Raw genomic sequence first — 21,293 nt, 5'->3', positions numbered from 1 at the left:
TCTCACCTCCCCGATTCGCAAGCGTGCGAAGACAACCGTTAGGATGTGCACAATCCGTTTTGCCCGATGACGGCGAGCGGCGTGCATGTCGGGGCGATCCCCGTTTCGGCGGTGTGCCGTCCGCTGTGACGACAGCGAGTCCCACGGCCCGCAGTCAGTTTCACCCCGCCGACAGGCCCGACCCCGACGGAGTGCCTTTTGATCGCCATACTCGTTGCCCATGCGGTCGCTGCCCTTCTGGCGCCGCTTCTGGTCCGAGTCATGGGGAGAAATGCATTCCTGCCGCTCGCGGTGGTGCCCCTCGTGAGTCTCGGCTGGGTCGTCACCAACTGGGGAACCGATCAGAAACTGCAGATCGCGTGGGCCTCGACGCTGTCGATGAATTTCGATCTGCGCTTCGACACGCTCGCGGCGATCATGTGCGTGCTCGTTTTGGGCATCGGCTCGTTGATCCTGCTCTACTGCTCGCGCTATTTCGAGGACGACGAGCCCCGCCTGGGCTTGTTCGCCGCCGAGATGGTCGCCTTCGCCGGCGCCATGTTCGGTCTGGTGGTCAGCGACAACATGTTGCTGCTCTACACCTTCTGGGAACTGACGACCGTCCTGTCGTTCCTGCTCGTCGGGCATTACGCCGAACGCGCCTCGAGTCGCCGTGCCGCCACCCAGGCCCTGCTCGTCACCACGGCCGGTGGTCTGGCGATGCTGGTCGGCATCATCATCCTCGGCGAGATGGTCGGCAGCTACAACCTGTCCGACGTCGTCGCGGCGGCACCTCACGGATGGCTCGCCGGCGTCGCCGTGGTGCTCGTGCTCGTCGGCGCACTGTCGAAGTCCGCCGTGGTCCCGCTGCACTTCTGGCTGCCCGGCGCGATGGCCGCCCCCACCCCGGTGTCCGGATATCTTCACGCCGCGGCGATGGTCAAAGCCGGCATCTACCTCGTGGCCCGGCTCGCACCCGGCTTCGCGGACAGCGCCGCGTGGCGGCCGATCGTCATCGGTCTCGGTCTCGCGTCGATGATCCTCGCCGGCTGGCGAGCGTTCCGCGCCTTCGACCTCAAGCTCATCCTGGCCTTCGGCACCGTCAGCCAGCTCGGCTTTCTCACTGCGCTGGTGGGTACGGGCAGCCGGGAAGCGGCCCTGGCGGGCCTGGCGATGGTGATCGCCCACGCCCTGTTCAAGGCATGCCTGTTCATGGTGGTCGGCATCATCGACCACTCCACCGGCACCCGCGACATCCGCAAACTCGCGCATCTCGGCTCTGCCGCCCCCTACCTGATGGTGATCGCGATACTTGCGGCGGCGAGCATGGCCGGTCTGCCGCCGTTCATCGGTTTCGTCGCGAAGGAAGCCGCGCTCGAGTCGTCGCTGGTGGCCGAGGTGCTCCCCGAATGGGCGCGGATCGCCATGACTGCGGGCATCGTGGTGGGCTCGATCCTCACCCTCGCCTACAGCATCCGGTTCATCTGGGGCGCCTTCGGTCGTAAGCAGCTCAAACGTCCGAGCCCCGCGGTGCAGAACCTGCACGCGCCCGGCCCGCTGCTGCTCACCGCCCCGAGCGTCCTCGCGTTCGCCGGTCTCGCCGCGGGCTTCGCGAGCTCGTGGATCGACCATCTGATCGCCCCCTACGCCGACGAGTTGCCCACCGAACTCGACAAGCCCTACCACCTGGCGTTGTGGCACGGATTCTCCTTGCCGCTGGGTCTGACCGGCGTGGTGATCGTGGGCGGCACGGTCCTGTTCCTCGCGCACCGCACCATCGCGCGTCTGCGCTTCGAGCACCCGCCGCTCGGAAATGCCGACCGGATGTACGACGCGACCCTCCAGGGCATGGACACCCTGTCCCTGCGCCTGACCGCCTTCCTGCAGCGCGGTTCGCTCCCCCTGACCCAGGCGACCATCCTCATCACCCTGGTGGCGCTCCCGACGGTGCTCATGTTCTTCTTCGGGCTGAGCACGATGCCGTCGACGCGCGCGTGGGACTCGATCTGGCAGCTCGGGGTGGGGTTGATCATGATGGCCGCCGCGATCACCGCGACGGCCCTGCGCAACCGTCTCGGCGCAGTGTTGGTCGTGGGCGTGACCGGTTACGGGCTCGGGGTGCTGTTCGCCCTCCAGGGAGCTCCCGACCTCGCGCTCACCCAGTTCCTCGTCGAGACCGTCACCCTCGTGATGTTCGTGCTGGTCCTGCGCAAGCTGCCCGCCGAGACCGACCCGGCCGCGGTGATGGGCAGCAAGTTCGCCCGCGCGATGCTCGGCATCGCCGTGGGCGCGGTGGTCGCCGGGATCGGCGCCTACGCCGTCGCGGCACGCACTACCGATCCGATCTCGCTGCTGCTGCCCGACGCCGCCTACTACGGCGGTGACGGCAAGAACATCGTCAACGTCCTGCTCGTCGACATCCGCGCCTGGGACACGCTGGGCGAGATCTCGGTGCTGCTGGTCGCCGCGACCGGCGTGGCCAGCCTGGTCTTCCGCACCCGCCGCTTCGGCACCGCCCCGCGTGTGGCGGACGCACCCGCGGCGCAGCTCGACGCGGTCTCCGCCAGCAACGAGACGACCTGGCTGCTCGGCGGCGATCTCATCGATCCGCGCTACCGATCGCTGGTCCTCGAGGTCACCACGCGACTGGTCTTCCCCACCATGATGATCCTGTCGGTGTACTTCTTCTTCTCCGGGCACAACGCGCCCGGTGGCGGTTTCGCGGGCGGTCTCGTCGCCGGTCTCGCGCTGGTGTTGAGGTACCTGGCCGGCGGACGCTACGAGCTCGGAGAGGCGGTTCCCATCGACGCCGGCAAGATCCTCGGCATCGGACTCACCTTCGCCGCGGGCACCGCACTGGTGTCGATGTTCCTCGGCGCCCCGGCGCTGTCGTCGGCGACCCTCGAGCTCACGCTGCCTCTGCTCGGCGACATCAAGCTCGTGACCGCACTGTTCTTCGACCTCGGTGTGTACCTCATCGTCGTCGGACTGGTCCTGGACGTGCTGCGCAGCCTAGGTGCTCGCCTCGACGCCGAGACCGTGGGTGAGCGCCGATGACCGCGAACATCACGCTCCTCGCCGTCGTCGGTGTGCTCGTCGCGGCCGGTGTGTACCTGCTGCTCGAACGCAGCATCATCAAGATGCTGCTGGGCCTGCTGCTGGCCGGCAACGGAATCAACCTGCTGCTGCTCACCCTCGGCGGCCCCGCAGGTCATGCACCCATCGTCGGTGTGGAGAGCGACGTCGAGCCGGACATGGCCGATCCCCTCGCGCAGGCGATGATCCTCACCGCGATCGTCATCACGATGGGTGTGGCGGCGTTCGTGCTGGCACTGACCTACCGCTCCTACACCTACCGCGCACGGGACGAGATCGAGAACGACCCCGAGGACACCCTCGTGTCGCAGCGGCGCAGTCTCGCCGATCTACCGTCGCGAGACCGCTCCGACGACCCGCTCACCGGTATCCCGAGCAAGAGCGGCGACGCCTTCGACGCCGCGGGCAACCCGATCCCGCTCGATCAGCTCAAGAACATCGAGGACATCGAGGCGTACGAGGATCTGCACGACGGCGACTTCGACGACCCCACCGACTCGGCCTACACGCAGAGCCAGGGGGGGACGGACGAGTCCGGCTCTGCCGAAGATTCGGGCGGGGCCGGCTCTATCGAGGATGCCGAGGACGCCGACGAGGACGTCCGCGCGGACGATCCCGACCCCGAGGCCCCCGACCCTGCCGAGGGCGAGCGGACCGGAGACGACGAGAAGAACGGGAAGGAGGATCGCCGATGAACCCGAGCGTCGCGAACCTCGTTCCCCTCCCCGTCCTCATCCCCTTGCTCGCCGCAGCCGCAACCCTGATCGTCGGCCGCCGTCCGCGCGTCCAACGGTGGATCACCGTCTTCGCGCTGGTCGCCTCGCTCGTCGTGTGCGTGGCGCTGCTGTACTACGCCGACGCCGACGGCATCGCGGTACTGCAGATCGGTGGGTGGGAGGCGCCGATCGGCATCTCGCTGGTCGTCGACCGATTGTCGGCGTTGATGCTGGTCGTCTCGGCGATCGTGCTGCTGTCGGTGATGCTGTACGCAGTCGGCCAGGGTATCCACGACGGCAACGAGCAGCAGCCCGTCTCGATCTTCCTGCCGACCTATCTCGCGCTCACCGCGGGTGTCAACATCGCCTTCCTCGCGGGCGACCTGTTCAACCTCTTCGTCGGCTTCGAGGTGCTCCTCGCCGCCTCGTTCGTCCTGCTGACCCTGGGTGCGAGCGCCGACCGCGTCCGCGCGGGCGTCTCGTACGTCATGGTCTCGATGGTGTCCTCGCTGGTCTTCCTCGTGGGCATCGCCTTCGCCTACGCAGCCACGGGCACTTTGAACCTCGCCCAGATGGCACTGCGGATGGACGAGATCTCACCGGGCACCCGGGCCGCGATCTTCGGTGTGTTGCTCGTGGCTTTCGGTATCAAGGCCGCGGTCTTCCCGCTGTCGTCGTGGCTGCCCGACTCCTACCCCACCGCGCCCGCACCGGTCACGGCCGTCTTCGCCGGCCTGCTGACCAAGGTCGGTGTGTACGCGATCATCCGGGCGCACACCCTGCTGTTCCCGGGCGGCGAACTCGACGACGTCCTGCTCGTCGCGGGTCTGCTCACGATGATCGTCGGCATCCTCGGCGCGATCGCGCAGAACGACATCAAGCGTCTGCTGTCGTTCACGCTCGTCAGCCATATCGGCTACATGATTTTCGGTGTCGCTCTGTCGTCGCAGACCGGTCTCGCGGGCGCCGTCTACTACGTCGGCCACCACATCCTCGTGCAGACCACCCTGTTCCTCGTGGTGGGTCTCATCGAACGCCAGGCCGGGTCGGCGTCGCTGCGACGCCTCGGCAGCCTCGCGCTCATGTCTCCGCTGCTGGCGGTCCTGTTCCTCATCCCGGCGCTCAACCTGGGCGGTATCCCGCCGTTCTCCGGGTTCATCGGCAAGGTCGCCCTGCTGCAGGCCGGCGCGGAGGACGGTTCGGTCCTGGCCTGGGTCCTCGTCGCCGGTGGTGTCGTGACCAGCCTCCTGACGCTGTACGTCGTCGCGCGTATCTGGACGAAGGCGTTCTGGCGGGCACGCGCCGACGCTCCCGAGGGTGATCTCGCGGACATCGGCCCCTCGGCGCTGATCGACGAATCCGCCACCGACATCTCCTTCGAGGAACGCCCGGACGTCGGCCGGATGCCGGCCGCGATGCTCGTCCCCACGGTCTGGCTCGTCGCGATCGGTGTGTCGTTGACGGTCTTCGCCGGTCCCCTGCTCGACATCAGCAACCGTGCCGCGGAGAACCTGCGCGACCGCACGGTGTACATCGAGGCCGTGCTGGGGGGTGAGCAGGAATGATGAAACGCGCCAACGTCCTGCGCATGTTCGTCGTGGGATGGACGACGCTGGTCTGGGTCCTGCTGTGGGGCACCTTCAGCATCGCCAACATCCTCGGCGGTGTGGTCGTCTCGCTCGTCGTCATGTTCGTGCTGCCGCTGCCGCGTGTACCCGTCGAGGGTCGCGTGCACGTCTGGTCCGCGATGCGGCTCGGCGCGGTGATCTTCGGCGAGACCATCCGCTCGACGATCAACGTGGCATGGCTCGCGATCCGGCCGTCCCCGCCGCCGGTCACCGGCGTGCTGCGCTGCCGGCTCACCATCAAGTCCGACCTGGTGCTGACACTGTGGACGGACATCATGAACAACATCCCGGGCACCATGGTGCTCGAGATCGACCAGGTGCGGCGGATCATGTACGTGCACGTCCTCGACGTGGGTACCGACAAGGCCGTGGCCGACTTCTACCGTTCCGCCCGCCTCATCGAGCGTCTTCTCATCCGGACGTTCGAACGCGAGTCGGAATGGCAGGCCAGCCCCTGGCGCAGCGGAACGGAGGAACTGACGTGACCGTGACACTGGCGATCGCGGGGGCACTGCTGTTCGTCTCCGCAATCCTGATCACCTACCGCGTGATCGCGGGCCCCAACTCCCTCGACCGGCTCGTCGGCGTCGACGCCCTGCTCGCGCTCGGCATCTGCGGCATCGCGATCTGGGCGGTGTACACACGCGACACGTCGGTGCTGCCCGCCACCGTGGCCCTCGCCCTGGTCGGCTTCATCGGGTCGGTGTCCGTGGCTCGATTCCGGGTGCGTGACGAAGGATGACGACGATCATCGACACCTTCGCCCACCTCCTGATCCTCATCGGGGCGGTCATCTCGTTGACCGCTGCGATCGGCGTGGTGCGTTTCCGCGACACCCTGTCGCGCATGCATCCGGCCACCAAGCCGCAGGTGGTGGGTCTGTTGTTCGTGCTGGGTGGCGCGATGATCATCCTGCGCAGTTCCGTCGACATCTGGATGATGGCGCTGGCGGGCATGTTCATGGTCCTCACGGCACCGGTGATCGCGCACCGCGTCGGTCGCGTCGCCTACCGGGAGCAGCTCGGTCGCGACGGCCTGCTCGACGAGGACGCTCCCGGCGGTGCGTGACAGGTGACGAGGAGCTGACGGCCGGGACGTCCTCGGACGATCACTCCTTCAGTTCCTGCACGAGCGAGTCCACCACCGCGACGAGATCGCCGTCCGTCCGTTCCGCGAGCCGGCGCTGACGCTGATAGGACGCTCCCCGCACCGGGATGTCCGCAACTCGCGCGAGTTCGTCGGCGCATCCGAGCCGTACCGCGGTGGGCATGATCTGCTCGAGCAGATCGTTCAGGTCGTCGGTGACGAGCCGTTCGGTACACACCGGGTCGAGGATGACCTCGGCATCGAGTCCGTACCGCGCCGCACGCCACTTGTTCTCCTTGACGTGCCACGGTTGCAGCACAGGAAGTTCCTCACCGCGCTCGAGACGTTCGTCGAAGTAGACGACGAGTGAATGCACGAACGCGACGAGGGCGGCCAGTTCGGCGCGGTTGGTGATGCCGTCGAAGACCCGGACCTCGAGGGTGCCCCATTTCGGCGCGGGCCTGATGTCCCAGTGCATGCCTCCGGGATGGCTGATGACACCGGACTCGAGCTGGTCGGCGATGAATTTCGCGTACTGCGGCCAGTCGGCGAAGTGATAGGGCAGGCCGGCAGTCGGCAGCTGCTGGAACATCAGCGCACGGTTGCTCGCGTAGCCGGTGTCGTAGCCCGCCCAGATCGGCGACGAGGCCGACAACGCGAGCATGTGGGGATATTTCACGAGCATGGCGTTGAGGATCGGGATGATCTTCTCCGCGGAGGAGACTCCCACGTGGACGTGCACTCCCCAGATGAGCATCTGCCGTCCCCACCAGCGGGTGCGGTTGATCATCTCCTCGTAGTCCGGGGAGGGTGTGACGGTCTGGCCGGTCCACTGCGCGAACGGATGGGTGCCGGCACACATCAGGTCCACTCCGAGCGGATCGGCGGCGCGGCGCAGCAACGACAGCGACTCGGACAGATCGTCGACGGCCTCGGCGACGGTGTCGTGTACACCGGTGACGAGTTCGACGGTGTTGCGCAGGAACTCCTTGGTCAGCCGCGGGGTCTCCCCGGCGATCTCCTCCACCCTGTCGAAGACGACCGCCGCGCTGTTCGAGAGATCGCGGGTGGTCTTGTCCACCAGAGCGATCTCCCATTCCACGCCGATCGTGGGACGAGGTGATCCCGGAAACGCGACTGCCACGTCTCGATCCAACCACAGGGCCCCGCCGACGGATGTCCGTCGCGGGGCCCTGTGTCAGGAATTACCCGGGTACCGAGCTTCAGGGGATTCGAACCCTGCTCACCCGATGACGCCGCAGGCGAGGCGGGCGCCGAGGTTGTCCTGGTGCACGACCACAGAGGCGCCGTCCTCACCTTCGAGGTCCTCGAGGCCGAAGGCCGAGGTGGTGACGGTGGCGGTGGCGGTGCCGTCCTCGTGGACGACGAGCGAGACCAGGTCGCCGCTCTCCGGGACGGAGGTGTTGCCACCGGCCTGCAGGTGGGCACCGGCCGACAGGAAGGCGCCGGGCTCGCCGCCGTTCGGCGCGGTGGACTGGGGCTCGCAACGGCCGAACTCGTGGATGTGGACACCGTGGTAGCCGGGCTCGAGACCCTCGACCTCGATGGTCACCTCGACGTCGCCGCCGTTCTCGGCGAACGACACGGTGCCGGCCGACTCGCCGTCGACCGTGGTGAGCTCCGCGGTGAGCGCAGCAGCGGAGGCGGAGCCACCGGCGTGCGACTCGCTCCCACCCTCGGTGCCGTGGTCGTCGCCGTGGGCCTCGGAAGCGGGCGCGTCGGATCCCGTCCACACCGGCGGAGTCGTCCCCGGCTCGGTGCTCGCCTCCTCGCTGTTCGAGCACGCAGTCAGGCCCACCGCGGCGATCGCGACGATCGGGGCCAGAGCACGCCAGGACATGCGACGGGTGGAACTGGAGACCATCAAACCGCTCCTTCGAAGTGCCGAAAAGTCACCCGATCATAACCGGGCGTCTCCGGCGACCACCCGGTGGCGGACCGACACGGTTCCGGCGCTAACGCGAAGTGACGATGACGATCACTCCGGGGGCGGCGTCGCGGATGCCCTCGAAGCGCGGTTGCGCGGTGACACCGAGCGACTCGGCGACGGCTGTCGCGGTCTGCTGCTCTCCGGGAGACGACCCGTAGAACACCGAGGTCTGCTGGAGCAAGCCCTCGCTGTAGTTGCCCGTTTCACTGATGGTGTACCCCTCGTCCTCGAGGTAGGCCGCGGTCTGCGCGGCGAGGCCCGCGACCTCCGAGTTGTTGAACACGCGCACCGGTGCCGTCGCGGAGGCCGAGGTGTCGGACGCGAACGCGGTTCCGCTCCCCACGGGCATGGAAGGAGCCGAAGACACGGCCGTGGTGGTGGTCGCACCGTCCCCGGCGTCGGACGTGCCCCCGTTCGCGGCAGCGGGCGCGGGCGCGGTGGGCACCGCGGCCGAGCGCGTGGACGGTGCGGCCGGCGCGGCAGCGGTCGTCGTCGTGGGTGCCGCCGCGGGAGCGGGTTCGTCGTCGGAATCACCGAGCGAGGCGAAACCGAGACCGGCGAACAGGATGCCCAAGGAGATCAGGACCATCGCGAACGCACGCAGAGGCGGTCCCGAGGGTGCGGGCGCGCGGCTGGGGATCTCGGGGGTTCTGCTCACGACCTCGACCATAGTTGCCCGAGCACACGCAGCGCTGCCGACCGGCCGCGCGTGTCGATATCGCATTATCCGGCCCGACGGCCGCCCGTCTAACGGGTGTCGAAACCGAGCCGGCGGGCCGCGCGGGCCTTCTGACGGCTCGCACGCAACCGCCGCAGCCGCTTGACCAGCATCGGATCGGCGGCGAGCGCCTCGGGACGATCCACCAGAGCATTGAGCACCTGGTAGTAGCGGGTGGCGGAAAGACCGAAGAGTTCCTTGATGGCGTCCTCCTTGGCACCGGCGTACTTCCACCACTGCCGTTCGAACGCCAGGATGTCGAGATCGCGACGGCTCAGGCCGTTCGCCTCGTCGCCGGTGGGTTCCTGCGCGGATGCGCCGTCGCCCTGCTGGGACACGAGATCGGACCGGTCGTTGCCGTGCGCTGCTGCGCCGTCCATTTCCCTCCTCGACTGACTGGATCACACCGTGACGAAGAGTCCTTGCGTCTCGGCGGAAGTCATTCAATCACGGGGTGGGGACACATACCGGTTCGAGAACGCCGCGAGTCGATCCCATTATCCTGTGTCACCATGGCCATTCTTCCCATCGTCATCGTCGGCGACCCCGTCCTGCACAACCCGACCCGGCCGGTGACCGAGTCACCCGCCGAACTCGCTCAGCTGATCGCCGACATGTTCGAGACGATGGACGCGGCCAACGGCGTCGGCCTCGCCGCCAACCAGGTCGGTGTGGACAAGCGACTGTTCGTCTACGACTGCCCCGACCGCGACGAGTCCGGCAAGGTCGCGCGCCGGCGTGGCGTCGTCGTCAACCCGATCCTCGAGACCTCGGAAATCCCCGAGACGATGCCCGACCCCGAGGACGATCTCGAGGGCTGCCTGTCCGTGCCGGGCGAGAACTTCCCCACCGGTCGCGCCGACTGGGCGAAGGTCACCGGTACCGACGAGAACGGTGAGCCCGTCGAGATCGAGGGCCACGGATTCTTCGCTCGCATGCTGCAGCACGAGGTCGGGCACCTCGACGGCTTCCTGTACGTCGACGTTCTGATCGGGCGCAACGCCCGCGCCGCGAAGAAGACCATCAAGCGCGCCGGATGGGGCGTCCCGGGCCTGACCTGGCTCCCGGGTTCGGTGGAGGACCCGTTCGGCCACGACGAGGACGACTGACGAGGCGACCGGCGAACCGTCGATGACGACCGACCGTCCGGCCCCGTCCGTACCCCTCGGTACCCGGGTGGTGCTGCGGTACCGCCTGCCCGCCGGCTACAGCCACCCGATGACCGATGTCATCGGTGAACTCGTCTCCGTCGAACCGGTGGTCGCGGTGCGCACCGCCGACGGTCGTGTCGTCCAGGTGTCCCCCACCTCGGTCGTCGCGCTCAAGCCGATCGCGGCGCGGCCGATCCGCGTCTCGGAGATCCGCGCGCTCGAGCACGCCGCCGCCGCGGGGTGGCCCGGTCTCGAATCGGCCTGGGTGGACGGCTGGCTCGTGCGCGCCGGACACGGTTTCACCCGGCGCGCCAATTCGGCAACGCCGCTGGGTGAACGCGGCACCGTGGCGGACCCCGCCGATCCGGCGGTGCGCGCCCGGCTCCGTGAATGGTTCGCGGCACGCGGATTGCCGCTGCGGCTGCTGGTGCCCGATCGACTCGCCCGGATCCCCGAGGGGTGGCCGACCTCGGAGCCGGTGCTCGTGATGGGCGCCGACCTCGCGAACATCCCCTTGCCGCCGGAGCCCACCCCGGTCACGATCACCGACCGGCCGGACGCCGACTGGATGTCGCTCCACCGCGCCGACGCCGACCCGCTGCTCGCGCAGGACGTGCTCGGCTCGGTGGCCGCGGGGATCCTCGGGTTCGGCCGCATCGGTGCACCCGGGCAGCCGCCCCTGGCGATCTGCCGCGCGGCGATCACCGATGCGCCGGACGGACGCCGCTGGGTGGGTCTGTCGACCGTCGAGGTCGCTCCCGAACACCGGCGTCGCGGACTCGGCACACTCGTGTGCGGTGCCCTGCTGCGCTGGGCACGCGAGCACGGCACGACCCACGCATATCTGCAGGTCGAGGAGTCGAACACCGCGGCGCGCGCCCTGTATCGCGAACTCGGCTTCGTCGACCACCACCGCTACCGATACGCCTCCGAACCCGTCGGATAGGTCGCCTACAGTGGGCGTGTGCGCCTTGCTACCTGGAATGTGAACTCCGTCCGTGCCCGTACCGACCGCATCCTCGACTGGTTGCAGCGAACCGACACGGATGTGCTCGCGATGCAGGAAACCAAGTGCAAGGACGAGCAGTTCCCGTACGAACGCTTCGAGGAGCTCGGCTACCGCGTCGCGCACGTCGGACTGAGCCAGTGGAACGGTGTGGCCATCGCGTCGCGCGTGGGCCTCGACGACGTGCAGATCGGCTTCGAGGACCAGCCCGGTTTCTCCAAGGACCCGGAGGTCGATCCGGCGCTCGAGGCGCGGGCGATCGGGGCGACGTGCGCGGGTGTGCGCGTGTGGAGCCTGTACGTCCCCAACGGCCGCGACCTCAACGACCCGCATTACACCTACAAGCTCGACTGGCTCGCCAAGCTGCGCGCCGACGCGCACGCCTGGGCCACCGCAGCGCCCGGGCAGCCCATCGCGCTGGTCGGCGACTGGAACGTCGCCCCCACCGACGACGACGTGTGGGATCCGGCCTTCTTCGAGGGCAAGACGCACACTTCGCAGCCCGAGCGCGACGCCTTCCACGCGTTCGCCGACGTCGGCTACACCGACGTCGTCCGTCCGTACGCGCCCGGCCCCGGGGTCTACACCTACTGGGACTACACCCAGCTGCGCTTCCCCAAGAAGCAGGGCATGCGGATCGACTTCGTCCTCGGATCACCGGCCTTCGCGGCACGGGTGACGGGCGCCGAGATCGACCGCAACGAACGCAAGGGCAAGGGCGCGAGCGACCACGCACCGGTCGTCGTCGACCTCGACCTCTGAGCAGGTCCCGCGTCGGGTGGACCGCCCGCACAGGCATCAGGCCTTGCGGGCAGGCACCTTGCGCTGCGGCTGCTTGCGCCGGGTCTCTTTGCGGTGGGGGTCCGTGCGCGGCAGCTCGAGAGCCACGACGACGTCGCGGTAGTTTTCGTGCGACGACACGAATCGCTGCACATAGGTGCACACCGGCCGCACCCGCCAGCCTCGGCTGCGAGCGAGATCGAGCGAACCACCGACGAGGACGGCCGCGAGACCCCGATGACCGAAATCCTCGACGATCACGGTGTGCATGAAGTCGACGACCGGCGGGTTCGGCGCCGGAACGCGTTCGAAGTCGTAGTACGCCAGGATGCCGACGAGATCGCCGTTGAGGCGCAGTTCGAACCGGTTCTGGTCGGCGTTGTCCGACACGGCGAGGTCCGGCGAACTCGTGTTCATGAGCGCCTCCAATAGGGGTGTTGCGTGATCGAACTGTGACCTGTGCCACTATAGAGCAACGAGGCGACCACCGGCAGCAACGCTGTCGTGTTTCGCAAAGTGCACCCGCCTCAGCGCCTCCCGGCCGTGTTCGAACACACCCTCGGTAGGGTGTCCGCGTGGACCTTCTGCCCCTGTCGCCTCGAGGCGAGACCCCGGTTCGAGCCCTCACCATCGCCGGCACCGACTCCGGAGGCGGAGCCGGCATCCAGGCCGATTCCCGCACGATGGCGATGTGCGGTGTGCACGCATGCGTCGCGGTGGCCGCCGTGACCGTCCAGAACTCCGTCGGCGTCCGCGGGTTCCACGAGATCCCCGCCGAGACCGTGGCCGACCAGGTGCGGTGCGTGGTCGAGGACATCGGGGTGTCCGCAGCGAAGACGGGCATGCTCGCCTCCACGCAGATCATCGAGGCCGTCGCACAGGTGTGCTCCGAGGTGGGCATCGGCCGCGACATGGAGGTACCGCTCGTCGTCGACCCGGTCTGCGCATCGATGCACGGCGACCCGCTGCTGCACTCCGACGCGCTCGACGCGATCCGCGGGGTGCTCATCCCCCTCGCCACCGTCGTCACCCCGAATCTCGACGAGGTACGGCTGATCACGAGCATCGAGGTCGTCGACGACGCGTCGGCCCGGCGCGCCGCCGAAGCGCTCCATGCGCTCGGCGCCCAGTGGGTGATCGTCAAGGGCGGTCATCTGCGCAGCTCGGAGAAGAGCACCGACCTGCTGTTCGACGGCGACCGTTTCCTCGAGTTCAGCACGCCGCGCATCGAGACCGGCAACGACCACGGCGGCGGCGACACGCTCGCAGCCGCGATCGCGTCCGCCCTCGCGCATGGCCGGTCGGTGCCCGAGGCAGTCGAGTTCGCGAAGGAATGGATCACGAAGTGCCTCGAGTGGTCCTACGACCTCGGTCACGGCCACGGCCCGGTCAACCCGTTGTGGCGACTGCACGAGCGCTGATCGCGCCCGTCTTCACTCGGTGAACTCGGCGCGCACCTCGGCCCGCTGGTCACCTGCGGGCACCCCGTCGGGTCCGTCGATCGAATTCGCGTAGACAGCCGTGCCGTAGGCGACGGCGGCGGCCGCCGCGGCGAACGCGTCGCGGTCGATTCCGGCCAGGGTGTCCTCGGGGGTGTGGTAGTTCGGGTCGAAGGGCTGGTCGGCGGTGCCACCCCACAGGTCGGCCTGTTCGGGGGTCTTGACGTCGTCGGCGCCGGTGAACACCCCGCCCGCGGGGATGCCGAAGGCGACGAACGGACCGTAATCGGAACGGCCGTCGAAATCCGTTCCGCCGACCTCGATTCCGCGTTCGTCGAAGAACTGCGCGAAGGTCCGTTCGATACCCGCCGAGCCTTCCGGTCCGGGTCCTTCACCGACGGCGTCGGAGTCGTCGCCGTCGAACACCAGATATCCGGCGTTGGGCGAGCCGAGCATGTCGAAGTTCAGGTACAGGGCGATGTCGAGTCGTTCCTCGTGGGACAGCGACTCGACGTACCTCGTGGAGCCGACCAGTCCGACCTCCTCGGCGCCCCAGAACGCGAACCGCACGGCGTTGGTCACGCCCGGCTCGCTGCCGAGTTGCAGCGCGGTCTCGAGGACGGCGGCGACGCCGGTTCCGTTGTCGTTGATCCCCGGTCCTTCGGGGACGCTGTCGAGGTGCGCGCCGACGACGACCACGTCGTCGGTCGAGCCGGTGCGCGTCTGCGCGATCACGTTGCGCGACTTCCGGTCCTCGGTGCGGGTCTGGAGTGTCACCGTCACGGTGGTCGCGGCGGACAGGCGCTCGGCGTCGGCCCCGGCCACGCCTCCGACCGGGATGCGGGGGTTCGATTCCGCCCCGAGACCGGCGGCGGCGAGCGGGCCGTCCTCGTTGTTGGCGACGAGCAGCGCGGCCGCTCCCCGTTCGGCGGCGACCTGCTCCTTGACGGCGAAGGTGCACACGCCGCGATCGACGATCACCACCGCGCCGGTCGCGTCGATGCCGTCGTAGTCGGTGGTCTCGCAGCCGGGGGTGTCGTCGGGGGCGATGCGCACGACGCGCGCGGTGAGCCCCTCCGGTCCCGTCGACGGCGACATGCCGAGTGCGCTCACGCCCATCGGCTCCCCGTCGACGGTGAGTTGCTCGTTCTCGACGGCGAACAGGGTCGTGTCGAACTCCGGTGTCTGCACGTCGAATCCGGCGTCGCGCAGGGCTCCGGCGACGTAGTCGACGCTCGCGTCGTAGCCGGGGGTCCCGAGCGAACGGTTTCCGTCGTTCTCGCCGGCGATCCGTTCGAGTTCCGTCAGGTGCGTCATGACGGCATCGAGTTGCACGGCGTCGGCGAGCGCCGTCGGGTCGACGGGCGGCGCCTCCACCTCCGCCTCCGAGCATCCCGCCGTCAGCAGTACACCGGCGGCGATCAGGGCCGCTCCCCGCATGCCGTATCTCGTCTGCGCCCGCGCCATCGACCGAGCGTACACAAAAGCACTGCGCCGCACGGGGAAACCGTGCGGCGCAGTGTGCGGAGGCAGAACCTGCGGCGTGTCGAGGTAGTACCTCAGGCGTCGCGGCGGTTGACCACCACGAGTGAGGCCGCGAACACCAGGAACGAGAAGGCCGCGAAGTACAGGAGCGATCCCCATGGACCCCAGTGGAATTCGATTCCCTGCCCGATACCCAGGAAGTTGTTCGCGTTCGCGAACGGTAGGAACGGCTGGATCTCGCGGCCCACCGAACCGAACAGCGCGAACAACGACTCGAGCAGCAGCGGCCACAGCATCAGCAGCGCGATCGTGCCGGCCGACTGCCGCAGCAGCGTGCCCACACCGACCGCGAGGAAGACGCACAGGAACGCGTAGATCGCGGTGCCGTAGACCGCGCGCCACGCCGTGTCGCCGCTGAGGACGAGTTCGCGACCTGCGTCGGGCCCGGCCAGTGCCTTCGCGAGGTAGAAGGCACCGAACGAGACCGCGAGTGTCAGCACCGCGCCCAGCACACCGATGAGCAGGGCCTTCATCGTCAGGAGCAGGGTGCGGTTCGGGGTGGCCTGGAAGGTCGTGCGGATGACCCCGAAACGGTATTCGCTGGTGACCGACAGTGCCGCGAGGATCATGAGCACCAGCACACCGAAGCCGGTGACGCCGCTGACCGCGACGTCCACGGTCGGATAGAACCGTCCCAGTTCGTCGTCCATCCCGGCCGACGCGCGGGAGACCGACCCGAGGATCGCGGCCAGACCCAGGCCGAGGGCGACGATGACGAGGGTGCACCACAGCGGTGACTGCACCGACGTGAGCTTGATCCGTTCGGCCCGCAGTGTGTCGAGCGCCGTACTCATCACAGTCCACCCTTCATGACGTCGTCGACTCCGGATCCGTGGTATTCGACCTCGCCACCGGTGAGTTTCATGAACGCTTCCTCGAGCGACGCGGTGCGTCCCGCGAGTTCGTGCAGCACGATCGACCGGGTCGCAGCGAGTTCGCCGATCTCCGCCGCCGGAGCGCCCGAGACGTGCAGGGCACCGTCGTTCTCCCGCACGGTGTGCCCGCGTTCGGTGAGCGCGGTGCGCAGCTCGTCGAGTTGCGGGCTGCGCACGACGACGAACGAGTCGGACGCGCGGTCGACGAACGCCTTCACCGAGGTGTCGGCGATGAGCCGTCCACGGCCGATGACGATGAGATGTTCGGCGGTCTGCGCCATCTCCGAGAGCAGGTGGCTGGACACGAGCACCGTGCGGCCTTCCGCGGCGAGCGCCTGCATGAACCTCCGGATCCACACGATGCCCTCGGGGTCGAGGCCGTTGACCGGTTCGTCGAACAGCAGCACGCGCGGGTTGCCGAGCAGTGCGGCGGCGAGACCGAGTCGCTGCGACATGCCGAGCGAGAAGCCGCCGGCGCGCTTGCCCGCGACCTCCGTCAGTCCCACCTGGCGCAGAACCTCGTCGACACGCGAGGCAGGCAGACCGTTCGACGCGGCCAGCCAGGCGAGATGCGACCGCGCCGACCGGTTGGGATGCACCCACTTCGCGTCGAGCAACGCCCCGACGGTGGTGAGCGGCCGTGTCAGCTCGCTGTACGGCTTCCCTTCGATCAGTGCGGTTCCCGAGGTCGGCCGGTCCAGCCCCAGGATCATGCGCATCGTGGTGGACTTCCCCGCGCCGTTGGGGCCGAGGAAGCCGGTGACGATGCCGGGACGGACCGTGAACGTCAGGTCGTCGACCGCGGTCGTGGACCCGAAGGTCTTGGTCAAGCCGGTCACTTCGATCATGCGCACCACCCTACGTGCGGCTCCGGCGAGCGCATCCGATCACACTCCCCGGAGCCGCACGCGGTGCGTCAGGGGACGAAGACCTCGGTGGTGACCGGGATGCTCGGTCGCTCGGTACGCATCGTCAGGGCGACGCGGCCGGGCCCGGGGAACACGTGCATGACCAACGGCCGGGTGCTCGTGTGGAAGGCCGGCACGAAGCGGGTCTCCGTACCGCGGGCACCGGTGTCGAGGTTGTGCCAGTCGAAAGCGACGGTGACGTCGCAGTTCAGGATGCTCGGCGTCCACTCGCCGAGAAGCGAGTAGCCCTGCGTGATCCGCAGTTCGATCCCGTGGGTGGCACCCGGCGCCGAGGAGTACTCGTAGAGCGGGCCGTCGAATGCGGTTCCACCGGCGCGCACGATGCCGGCGCAGATGCCGTCGCCCAATGTCAGCACGGGTGGCGTGGACAACTCCGTCGTCGCGCACGACCTCGGTCCGGTGTTCGACCAGCCCATCTGACACGGTTCCTGGGCGCCCGCGACACCCGGCGCCGCGACAGCGACGACAGTGCCCATGAGCCCGGCAGCGGCGGCAGCGAGAATTCTGTGTGCAACTGTCATGCCCGGGGATCGTACAGACCGATCGGTAACCCGTCGCTCGACAATCGGAAACCCCTGAACACCAAGGTGCTCAGGGGTTTCCCGTACCGGTCACGGCTCCATCGGCGAAGATGCCTGGGCCCAGAAGCGTTTCGGGATCCGGCCGGCGTGCCGGGCACGGAATCCCGCTTCGACGGCGTGACGCATCGCCGACGCCATCAGCGCCGGATCCTTCGCGCGGGTGACGGCGGTCGCGAGCAGCACGGCGTCGCAACCGAGTTCCATCGCGAGCGCCGCGTCGGAGGCGGTTCCGATTCCCGCGTCGAGGATCACCGGCACACCCGCAGCCTCGACGATCATCTCGATGTGGTGCGGGTTCGAGATACCGAGGCCGGTCCCGATCGGCGAGCCGAGCGGCATCACCGCGGCACAACCGACGTCCTCGAGGCGTCGCGCGAGGACGGGATCGTCGGTCGTGTACGGCAGGACGACGAAGCCGTCGTCGACGAGTTGTTCGGCCGCGGAGACGAGTTCGATGGCGTCGGGCAGCAGCGTCCGTTCGTCGGCGATGACCTCGAGTTTCACCCAGTCGGTCTCCAGCGCCTCCCGCCCGAGCTGCGCGGTCAGCACGGCTTCCTTCGCGCCGCGGCACCCGGCAGTGTTCGGCAGCGGTTCGATGCCGAGGCGGCGCAGCAGGTCGAGGACACCGGTTCCGGAGGCCGCGTCGACACGGCGCATCGCGACGGTGGTCAGTTCGGTGCCCGACGCGACGAGTGCCTCCTCGAGCACGGCCAGGTTCGCCGCGCCACCGGTGCCGGTGATCAGCCGCGACCCGAAGGTGCGGCCGGCGATGGTCAGCTGCGGCAGGTCGGCGCCGGGATCGTGTGTGTCAGCCACCCTGGACCGCCGTGAGGATCTCGATGCTCGCTCCGCGTGTGACCGGCTCCGACCAGCGGCCGCGCGGGCACACGACACCGTCGACGGCGACCGCGATGCCCTTCTCGGGCAGACCGAGCTCGTTCAGCAGTTGTGACACGGTCGGGGCCGCGTCGTAGTACTTGTCCTCACCGTTGACGGTGATGCCCACGGACACGTTCGTCATCCCACACTCGCTTCCGTAATTCGTCCAGGACAGGCGTACTGCGCGTCGGCCAGCGACCGCCCACCGAGTTCGGCGAGCACCGCGTCGACGGTGAGCGGCGTGAGCAGCACACCGTTGCGGCCGTGGCCGGTCGCGGCGACGACACGATCGGAGAGCCGGCCGATCAGCGGTAGGTTGTCGGGGGTCATCGGGCGCAGGCCCGCGCTCGCCTCGAACAGTTCGTACTCGCCGAGCGCAGGAAAGATCTTCTCGGCGTCGGCGATCAGATCGCGCACCCCGGCCACCGTGACCTGTGTGTCGGACGCCTCGTACTGTGTGGCGCCCACGACGAGGCCGTCGTGGCGGGGCACCAGATAGGCGGGGCGTCCGTGGACACTCGCGCGCACGGTGCGCTGCGGCGGCGGAGTCGCGCCCGGCCGCACCCGCAGGCGCAGGATCTCGCCCTTGACCGGACGGACCGGAAGGCCCGGCCACAGTCGCGCCGACGCCGAGCCGGCGGCGAGCACCACCTGATCGTCGGGAAGGTCGGCGAGATCGTGGACGGCGGCGTCGGAGAAACGCACCCCGGCCGCGGTGGCCGCGACGCGCAGGGCGTCGACGAGCGTACGGTTGTCGACCGACGACTCGGTGGGCGCGAGCAGTCCGAGACGCACCTTCGGCCCGAGCGACGGTTCGAACTCCCGGATCTCCGCACGGGAGAGCAGACGCATCTCGTGCCCCCGCTCCCCGACCCATTCGGCGACGGTCCGCAAGTCGGCCGCGTCCGCCGCGTCGAGCGCGACGGTCAGCGACTCCTCGGCGGTGAACACGTCGACGCCGGTCTCCGCGCGCAGTGCATCCGCGAATCCGGGCCAGCGGTCGAGCGAGGCCGCACCCAGGGACAGCACGTGGTCCTCACCGGGCCAGCCCTCGGACAGCGGGGCCAGCATCCCGCCGGCCACCCACGAGGCGCCACTGCCGGGATTCGGGTCGTGCACGGTCACGCTGTGCCCCGAGCGGGCCGCGCGCCATGCGATCGACAGCCCGATCACTCCGCCACCCACGACGGCCACAGTTGCCATTGGTCCACCTCACTCCCTGCGCCGGCATGATCCGGGTCAGGTCATAACGGTCGGGGCCGGCAGGCCCCCTCTCAGCCCCGCGAACCTCGGGACTCCCGTGTCGTCACTTTCTGCTTAGAGGCTACCGTCTTGGTCGTGACCACCTATCGCGGCAACCATCCCGACCCGCGCGGCCGCCTCGCGACCGCCCGGTTGTATCTGTGCACCGACGCTCGCCGGGACACCGGCGACCTCGCACGGTTCGTCGAGGAGGCCCTCGCCGGTGGGGTCGACATCGTCCAGTTGCGCGACAAGGACTCGGCCGGCGAGAAGAAGTTCGGACGCCTCGAGGCACGCGAGGAACTCGCCGCCCTCGAGATCATCGGCGAGGCGTGTGCACGCCACGGTGCGCTCCTGGCCGTGAACGACCGCGCCGACATCGCGCTCGCGTCGGGCGCCGACATCCTGCATCTCGGTCAGGGCGACCTGCCGGTGCGGCACGCGCGGCAGATCCTCGGCGACGAGATCGTCATCGGCCGCTCGACGTCGAGCCGCGCGCAGGCTGCGCTCGCCGACATCGAGGAGGGCGTCGACTACTTCGCATCCGGGCCGGTGTGGGACACACCGACCAAGCCGGGACGGACCGCGGCGGGGCTGGAGGTGACGCGCGAGGTCGCGCAGTCGCAGCCGGCACGGCCGTGGTTCGCGATCGGCGGCATCGATCTCGAGCGACTCCCCGAGGTGCTCGACGCCGGTGCCACGCGGGTCGCGGTGGTCCGGGCGATCACGAAGGCATCCGATCCGCGGGCAGCCGCGGCGGCGCTGAAGGCCGCACTCCCGACCTGAGGCGTTACAGCCAGCCCAGCACGGCCGAGGGCGACATCGCGATCGTGCCCTCGGGCAACCGTGCGCGCAGACCGCGATCCGCGGTGACCACGACCGTCACACCGGGGTCGACCACGGCCGTGGCGGTGGCGAGCCGTGCCAGCTCGTCGTCGCCGCTGCCGTCCGCGCTGTGCACCGGGATCCGGACGTCGTCGATCGTCGCGTCGCGGGCATGCCCTTCGAGGACCGCTTCGACGCGGGGGACCCAGCCGAACGTCCCGTCGGGAATTTCGACGGTGCGGGGCAGGACCGCGGCGAGGTCGGCGAGCAGGGCGCTCGTCGCGCCGGGGCGGTCGCGCCACCATCCGGTGGGGCCGCTCGCTCCGAGCACGTTCGCGGTGTCGAGCAGCATGCGTACCGGTGAGGTGCGCAGCGACGGCCACGCCTCGGCGAAGCCGCTGTGCAGCGGCATCGCCTCGACCTCCGGTTCGGGCACCCAGCGCAGTTCGGTGCTCTCCTGGTTGAGACTGGTCACGAGAGTTTCGGTGGCGTCGGCGACGACGGTGGTGTAGGTCCATCCGCCCGCGAGACCGGACGTGACGCGTTCGGCGCGTACCGTCACGGCCGCGACATCGATGCCGGCCTCCTCGTGAGCCTCCCGCACGGCGGCGTCGACGGTGCTCTCGTGCGAGTCGCGCGCTCCACCGGGAAGTGCCCACGTCCCGCCCTGGTGCGACCATGCCGCCCGATGCTGCAGGAGAACCGCGGGGCGACCGTCCGCGAGCGGAGCGCGCAGCAGCAGACCTGCGGCGCCGTGCCGTCCCCAGCGCTTCTCGCCGTCCGGTCCGACCGCCCAGCCGTCACCGTCTCCACGCATTGCGTCCGCCTCTCCGACCCGCCCTCGCCCGGACCTGTACCCGGTACCGG

General features: G+C 69.1%; 23 protein-coding genes, 1 pseudogene and 1 riboswitch. Of the genes and pseudogenes, 11 read left to right on the top strand and 13 right to left on the bottom strand.

Features of this window, described 5'->3' with window-relative positions; genetic code table 11:
• The first annotated feature begins 198 nt into the window (after positions 1–198).
• The 6 genes and pseudogenes from NVV99_RS17245 to mnhG all read left to right on the top strand — a co-directional run bounded on the left by NVV99_RS17245 (position 199) and on the right by mnhG (position 6,487).
• Entirely contained in the window at positions 199–3,036 is a 2,838-nt protein-coding gene (locus NVV99_RS17245) for a Na+/H+ antiporter subunit A (protein ID WP_024101808.1), read from the top strand.
• Positions 3,033–3,563 (top strand): annotated as a pseudogene (locus NVV99_RS17240) (Na(+)/H(+) antiporter subunit C); the annotation flags it as partial. The gene NVV99_RS17245 and the pseudogene NVV99_RS17240, both read left to right, overlap by 4 nt.
• A 203-nt stretch (positions 3,564–3,766) precedes the next feature.
• Positions 3,767–5,356: a Na+/H+ antiporter subunit D gene (locus tag NVV99_RS17235; RefSeq protein WP_024101810.1), complete on the top strand. Its 1,590-nt coding sequence runs from the start codon at positions 3,767–3,769 to the stop codon at positions 5,354–5,356.
• Entirely contained in the window at positions 5,356–5,904 is a 549-nt protein-coding gene (locus tag NVV99_RS17230; RefSeq protein ID WP_006553639.1) for a Na+/H+ antiporter subunit E, read from the top strand. Before NVV99_RS17235 ends, NVV99_RS17230 begins: the two co-directional genes overlap by 1 nt.
• Positions 5,901–6,161, top strand: coding sequence for a monovalent cation/H+ antiporter complex subunit F (locus NVV99_RS17225; protein ID WP_006553640.1), 261 nt, complete (start codon positions 5,901–5,903; stop codon positions 6,159–6,161). The genes NVV99_RS17230 and NVV99_RS17225 overlap by 4 nt, the downstream gene beginning before the upstream one ends.
• Positions 6,158–6,487 (top strand): monovalent cation/H(+) antiporter subunit G, encoded by a 330-nt coding sequence (mnhG, locus tag NVV99_RS17220; RefSeq protein WP_006553641.1) that lies wholly within the window; start codon positions 6,158–6,160, stop codon positions 6,485–6,487. Before NVV99_RS17225 ends, mnhG begins: the two co-directional genes overlap by 4 nt.
• 40 nt (positions 6,488–6,527) lie before the next feature.
• Here the strand turns inward: mnhG and NVV99_RS17215 are convergent, their stop codons facing one another.
• The 4 genes from NVV99_RS17215 to NVV99_RS17200 all read right to left on the bottom strand — a co-directional run bounded on the left by NVV99_RS17215 (position 6,528) and on the right by NVV99_RS17200 (position 9,554).
• The gene (locus NVV99_RS17215; protein ID WP_024101811.1) at positions 6,528–7,649 is read right to left on the bottom strand and encodes a glutamate--cysteine ligase; all 1,122 of its coding nucleotides are present in this window, start codon (positions 7,647–7,649) and stop codon (positions 6,528–6,530) included.
• Positions 7,650–7,748: 99 nt separating this feature from the next.
• A complete protein-coding gene (locus NVV99_RS17210) occupies positions 7,749–8,390 on the bottom strand; it encodes a superoxide dismutase family protein (RefSeq protein WP_024101812.1) in 642 nt (213 codons plus the stop codon).
• 91 nt (positions 8,391–8,481) lie between these two features.
• Positions 8,482–9,126 (bottom strand): LytR C-terminal domain-containing protein, encoded by a 645-nt coding sequence (locus NVV99_RS17205; protein WP_006553644.1) that lies wholly within the window; start codon positions 9,124–9,126, stop codon positions 8,482–8,484.
• A 77-nt stretch (positions 9,127–9,203) separates the two neighbouring features.
• Positions 9,204–9,554, bottom strand: a complete 351-nt coding sequence (locus NVV99_RS17200) for a DUF3263 domain-containing protein (protein ID WP_006553645.1) — start codon at positions 9,552–9,554, stop codon at positions 9,204–9,206.
• 132 nt (positions 9,555–9,686) lie between these two features.
• On the opposite strand from NVV99_RS17200, the gene NVV99_RS17195 reads away from it, so the two are divergent.
• The 3 genes from NVV99_RS17195 to NVV99_RS17185 are packed head-to-tail and all read left to right on the top strand — an operon-like array spanning position 9,687 to position 12,093.
• Entirely contained in the window at positions 9,687–10,283 is a 597-nt protein-coding gene (locus NVV99_RS17195; protein ID WP_024101813.1) for a peptide deformylase, read from the top strand.
• Between the two features lie 22 nt (positions 10,284–10,305).
• Positions 10,306–11,271, top strand: coding sequence for an N-acetyltransferase (locus tag NVV99_RS17190; RefSeq protein WP_024101814.1), 966 nt, complete (start codon positions 10,306–10,308; stop codon positions 11,269–11,271).
• A gap of 18 nt (positions 11,272–11,289) precedes the next feature.
• Entirely contained in the window at positions 11,290–12,093 is an 804-nt protein-coding gene (locus NVV99_RS17185) for an exodeoxyribonuclease III (protein ID WP_006553648.1), read from the top strand.
• Between the two features lie 36 nt (positions 12,094–12,129).
• Here the strand turns inward: NVV99_RS17185 and NVV99_RS17180 are convergent, their stop codons facing one another.
• Positions 12,130–12,528, bottom strand: coding sequence for a GNAT family N-acetyltransferase (locus tag NVV99_RS17180; RefSeq protein WP_019291107.1), 399 nt, complete (start codon positions 12,526–12,528; stop codon positions 12,130–12,132).
• 158 nt (positions 12,529–12,686) lie between these two features.
• Here NVV99_RS17180 and thiD point away from each other — a divergent pair, with 158 nt between their 5' ends.
• A complete protein-coding gene (thiD, locus tag NVV99_RS17175; protein ID WP_006553650.1) occupies positions 12,687–13,532 on the top strand; it encodes a bifunctional hydroxymethylpyrimidine kinase/phosphomethylpyrimidine kinase in 846 nt (281 codons plus the stop codon).
• 12 nt (positions 13,533–13,544) lie between these two features.
• Here thiD and NVV99_RS17170 read toward each other — a convergent pair whose 3' ends face one another.
• The 7 genes from NVV99_RS17170 to thiO form a co-directional block, all read right to left on the bottom strand.
• Complete coding sequence (locus NVV99_RS17170) at positions 13,545–15,017, bottom strand: M20/M25/M40 family metallo-hydrolase (RefSeq protein WP_242411652.1); 1,473 nt, start codon at positions 15,015–15,017, stop codon at positions 13,545–13,547.
• 92 nt (positions 15,018–15,109) lie between these two features.
• Complete coding sequence (locus NVV99_RS17165; protein WP_006553652.1) at positions 15,110–15,889, bottom strand: ABC transporter permease; 780 nt, start codon at positions 15,887–15,889, stop codon at positions 15,110–15,112.
• Positions 15,889–16,818, bottom strand: coding sequence for an ABC transporter ATP-binding protein (locus NVV99_RS17160; RefSeq protein WP_024101817.1), 930 nt, complete (start codon positions 16,816–16,818; stop codon positions 15,889–15,891). The genes NVV99_RS17165 and NVV99_RS17160 overlap by 1 nt, the downstream gene beginning before the upstream one ends.
• A gap of 68 nt (positions 16,819–16,886) precedes the next feature.
• A complete protein-coding gene (locus NVV99_RS17155; protein ID WP_231911920.1) occupies positions 16,887–17,420 on the bottom strand; it encodes a hypothetical protein in 534 nt (177 codons plus the stop codon).
• Positions 17,421–17,510: 90 nt separating this feature from the next.
• Entirely contained in the window at positions 17,511–18,296 is a 786-nt protein-coding gene (locus NVV99_RS17150) for a thiazole synthase (RefSeq protein ID WP_006553655.1), read from the bottom strand.
• Positions 18,289–18,501 carry a sulfur carrier protein ThiS gene (thiS, locus tag NVV99_RS17145; protein ID WP_006553656.1) on the bottom strand — a complete coding sequence of 71 codons (213 nt, stop codon included), beginning with the start codon at positions 18,499–18,501 and terminating at the stop codon, positions 18,289–18,291. The genes NVV99_RS17150 and thiS overlap by 8 nt, the downstream gene beginning before the upstream one ends.
• Positions 18,498–19,562 (bottom strand): glycine oxidase ThiO, encoded by a 1,065-nt coding sequence (thiO, locus tag NVV99_RS17140; RefSeq protein ID WP_024101819.1) that lies wholly within the window; start codon positions 19,560–19,562, stop codon positions 18,498–18,500. Before thiO ends, thiS begins: the two co-directional genes overlap by 4 nt.
• Positions 19,559–19,671, bottom strand: a riboswitch (TPP riboswitch). It overlaps the preceding gene by 4 nt.
• Before the next feature lie 26 nt (positions 19,672–19,697).
• Here thiO and thiE point away from each other — a divergent pair.
• Complete coding sequence (gene thiE / locus NVV99_RS17135) at positions 19,698–20,387, top strand: thiamine phosphate synthase (protein WP_006553658.1); 690 nt, start codon at positions 19,698–19,700, stop codon at positions 20,385–20,387.
• Between the two features lie 4 nt (positions 20,388–20,391).
• Here the strand turns inward: thiE and NVV99_RS17130 are convergent, their stop codons facing one another.
• Positions 20,392–21,243 (bottom strand): NUDIX hydrolase, encoded by an 852-nt coding sequence (locus NVV99_RS17130; protein ID WP_024101820.1) that lies wholly within the window; start codon positions 21,241–21,243, stop codon positions 20,392–20,394.
• Between the last annotated feature and the right edge of the window lie 50 nt (positions 21,244–21,293).

The sequence above is a fragment of the Rhodococcus sp. PAE-6 genome (assembly GCF_025290685.1).
In the GTDB taxonomy this organism is placed as follows: domain Bacteria; phylum Actinomycetota; class Actinomycetes; order Mycobacteriales; family Mycobacteriaceae; genus Rhodococcus; species Rhodococcus pyridinivorans.
This window is presented reverse-complemented; position numbering and strand designations above follow the sequence as displayed.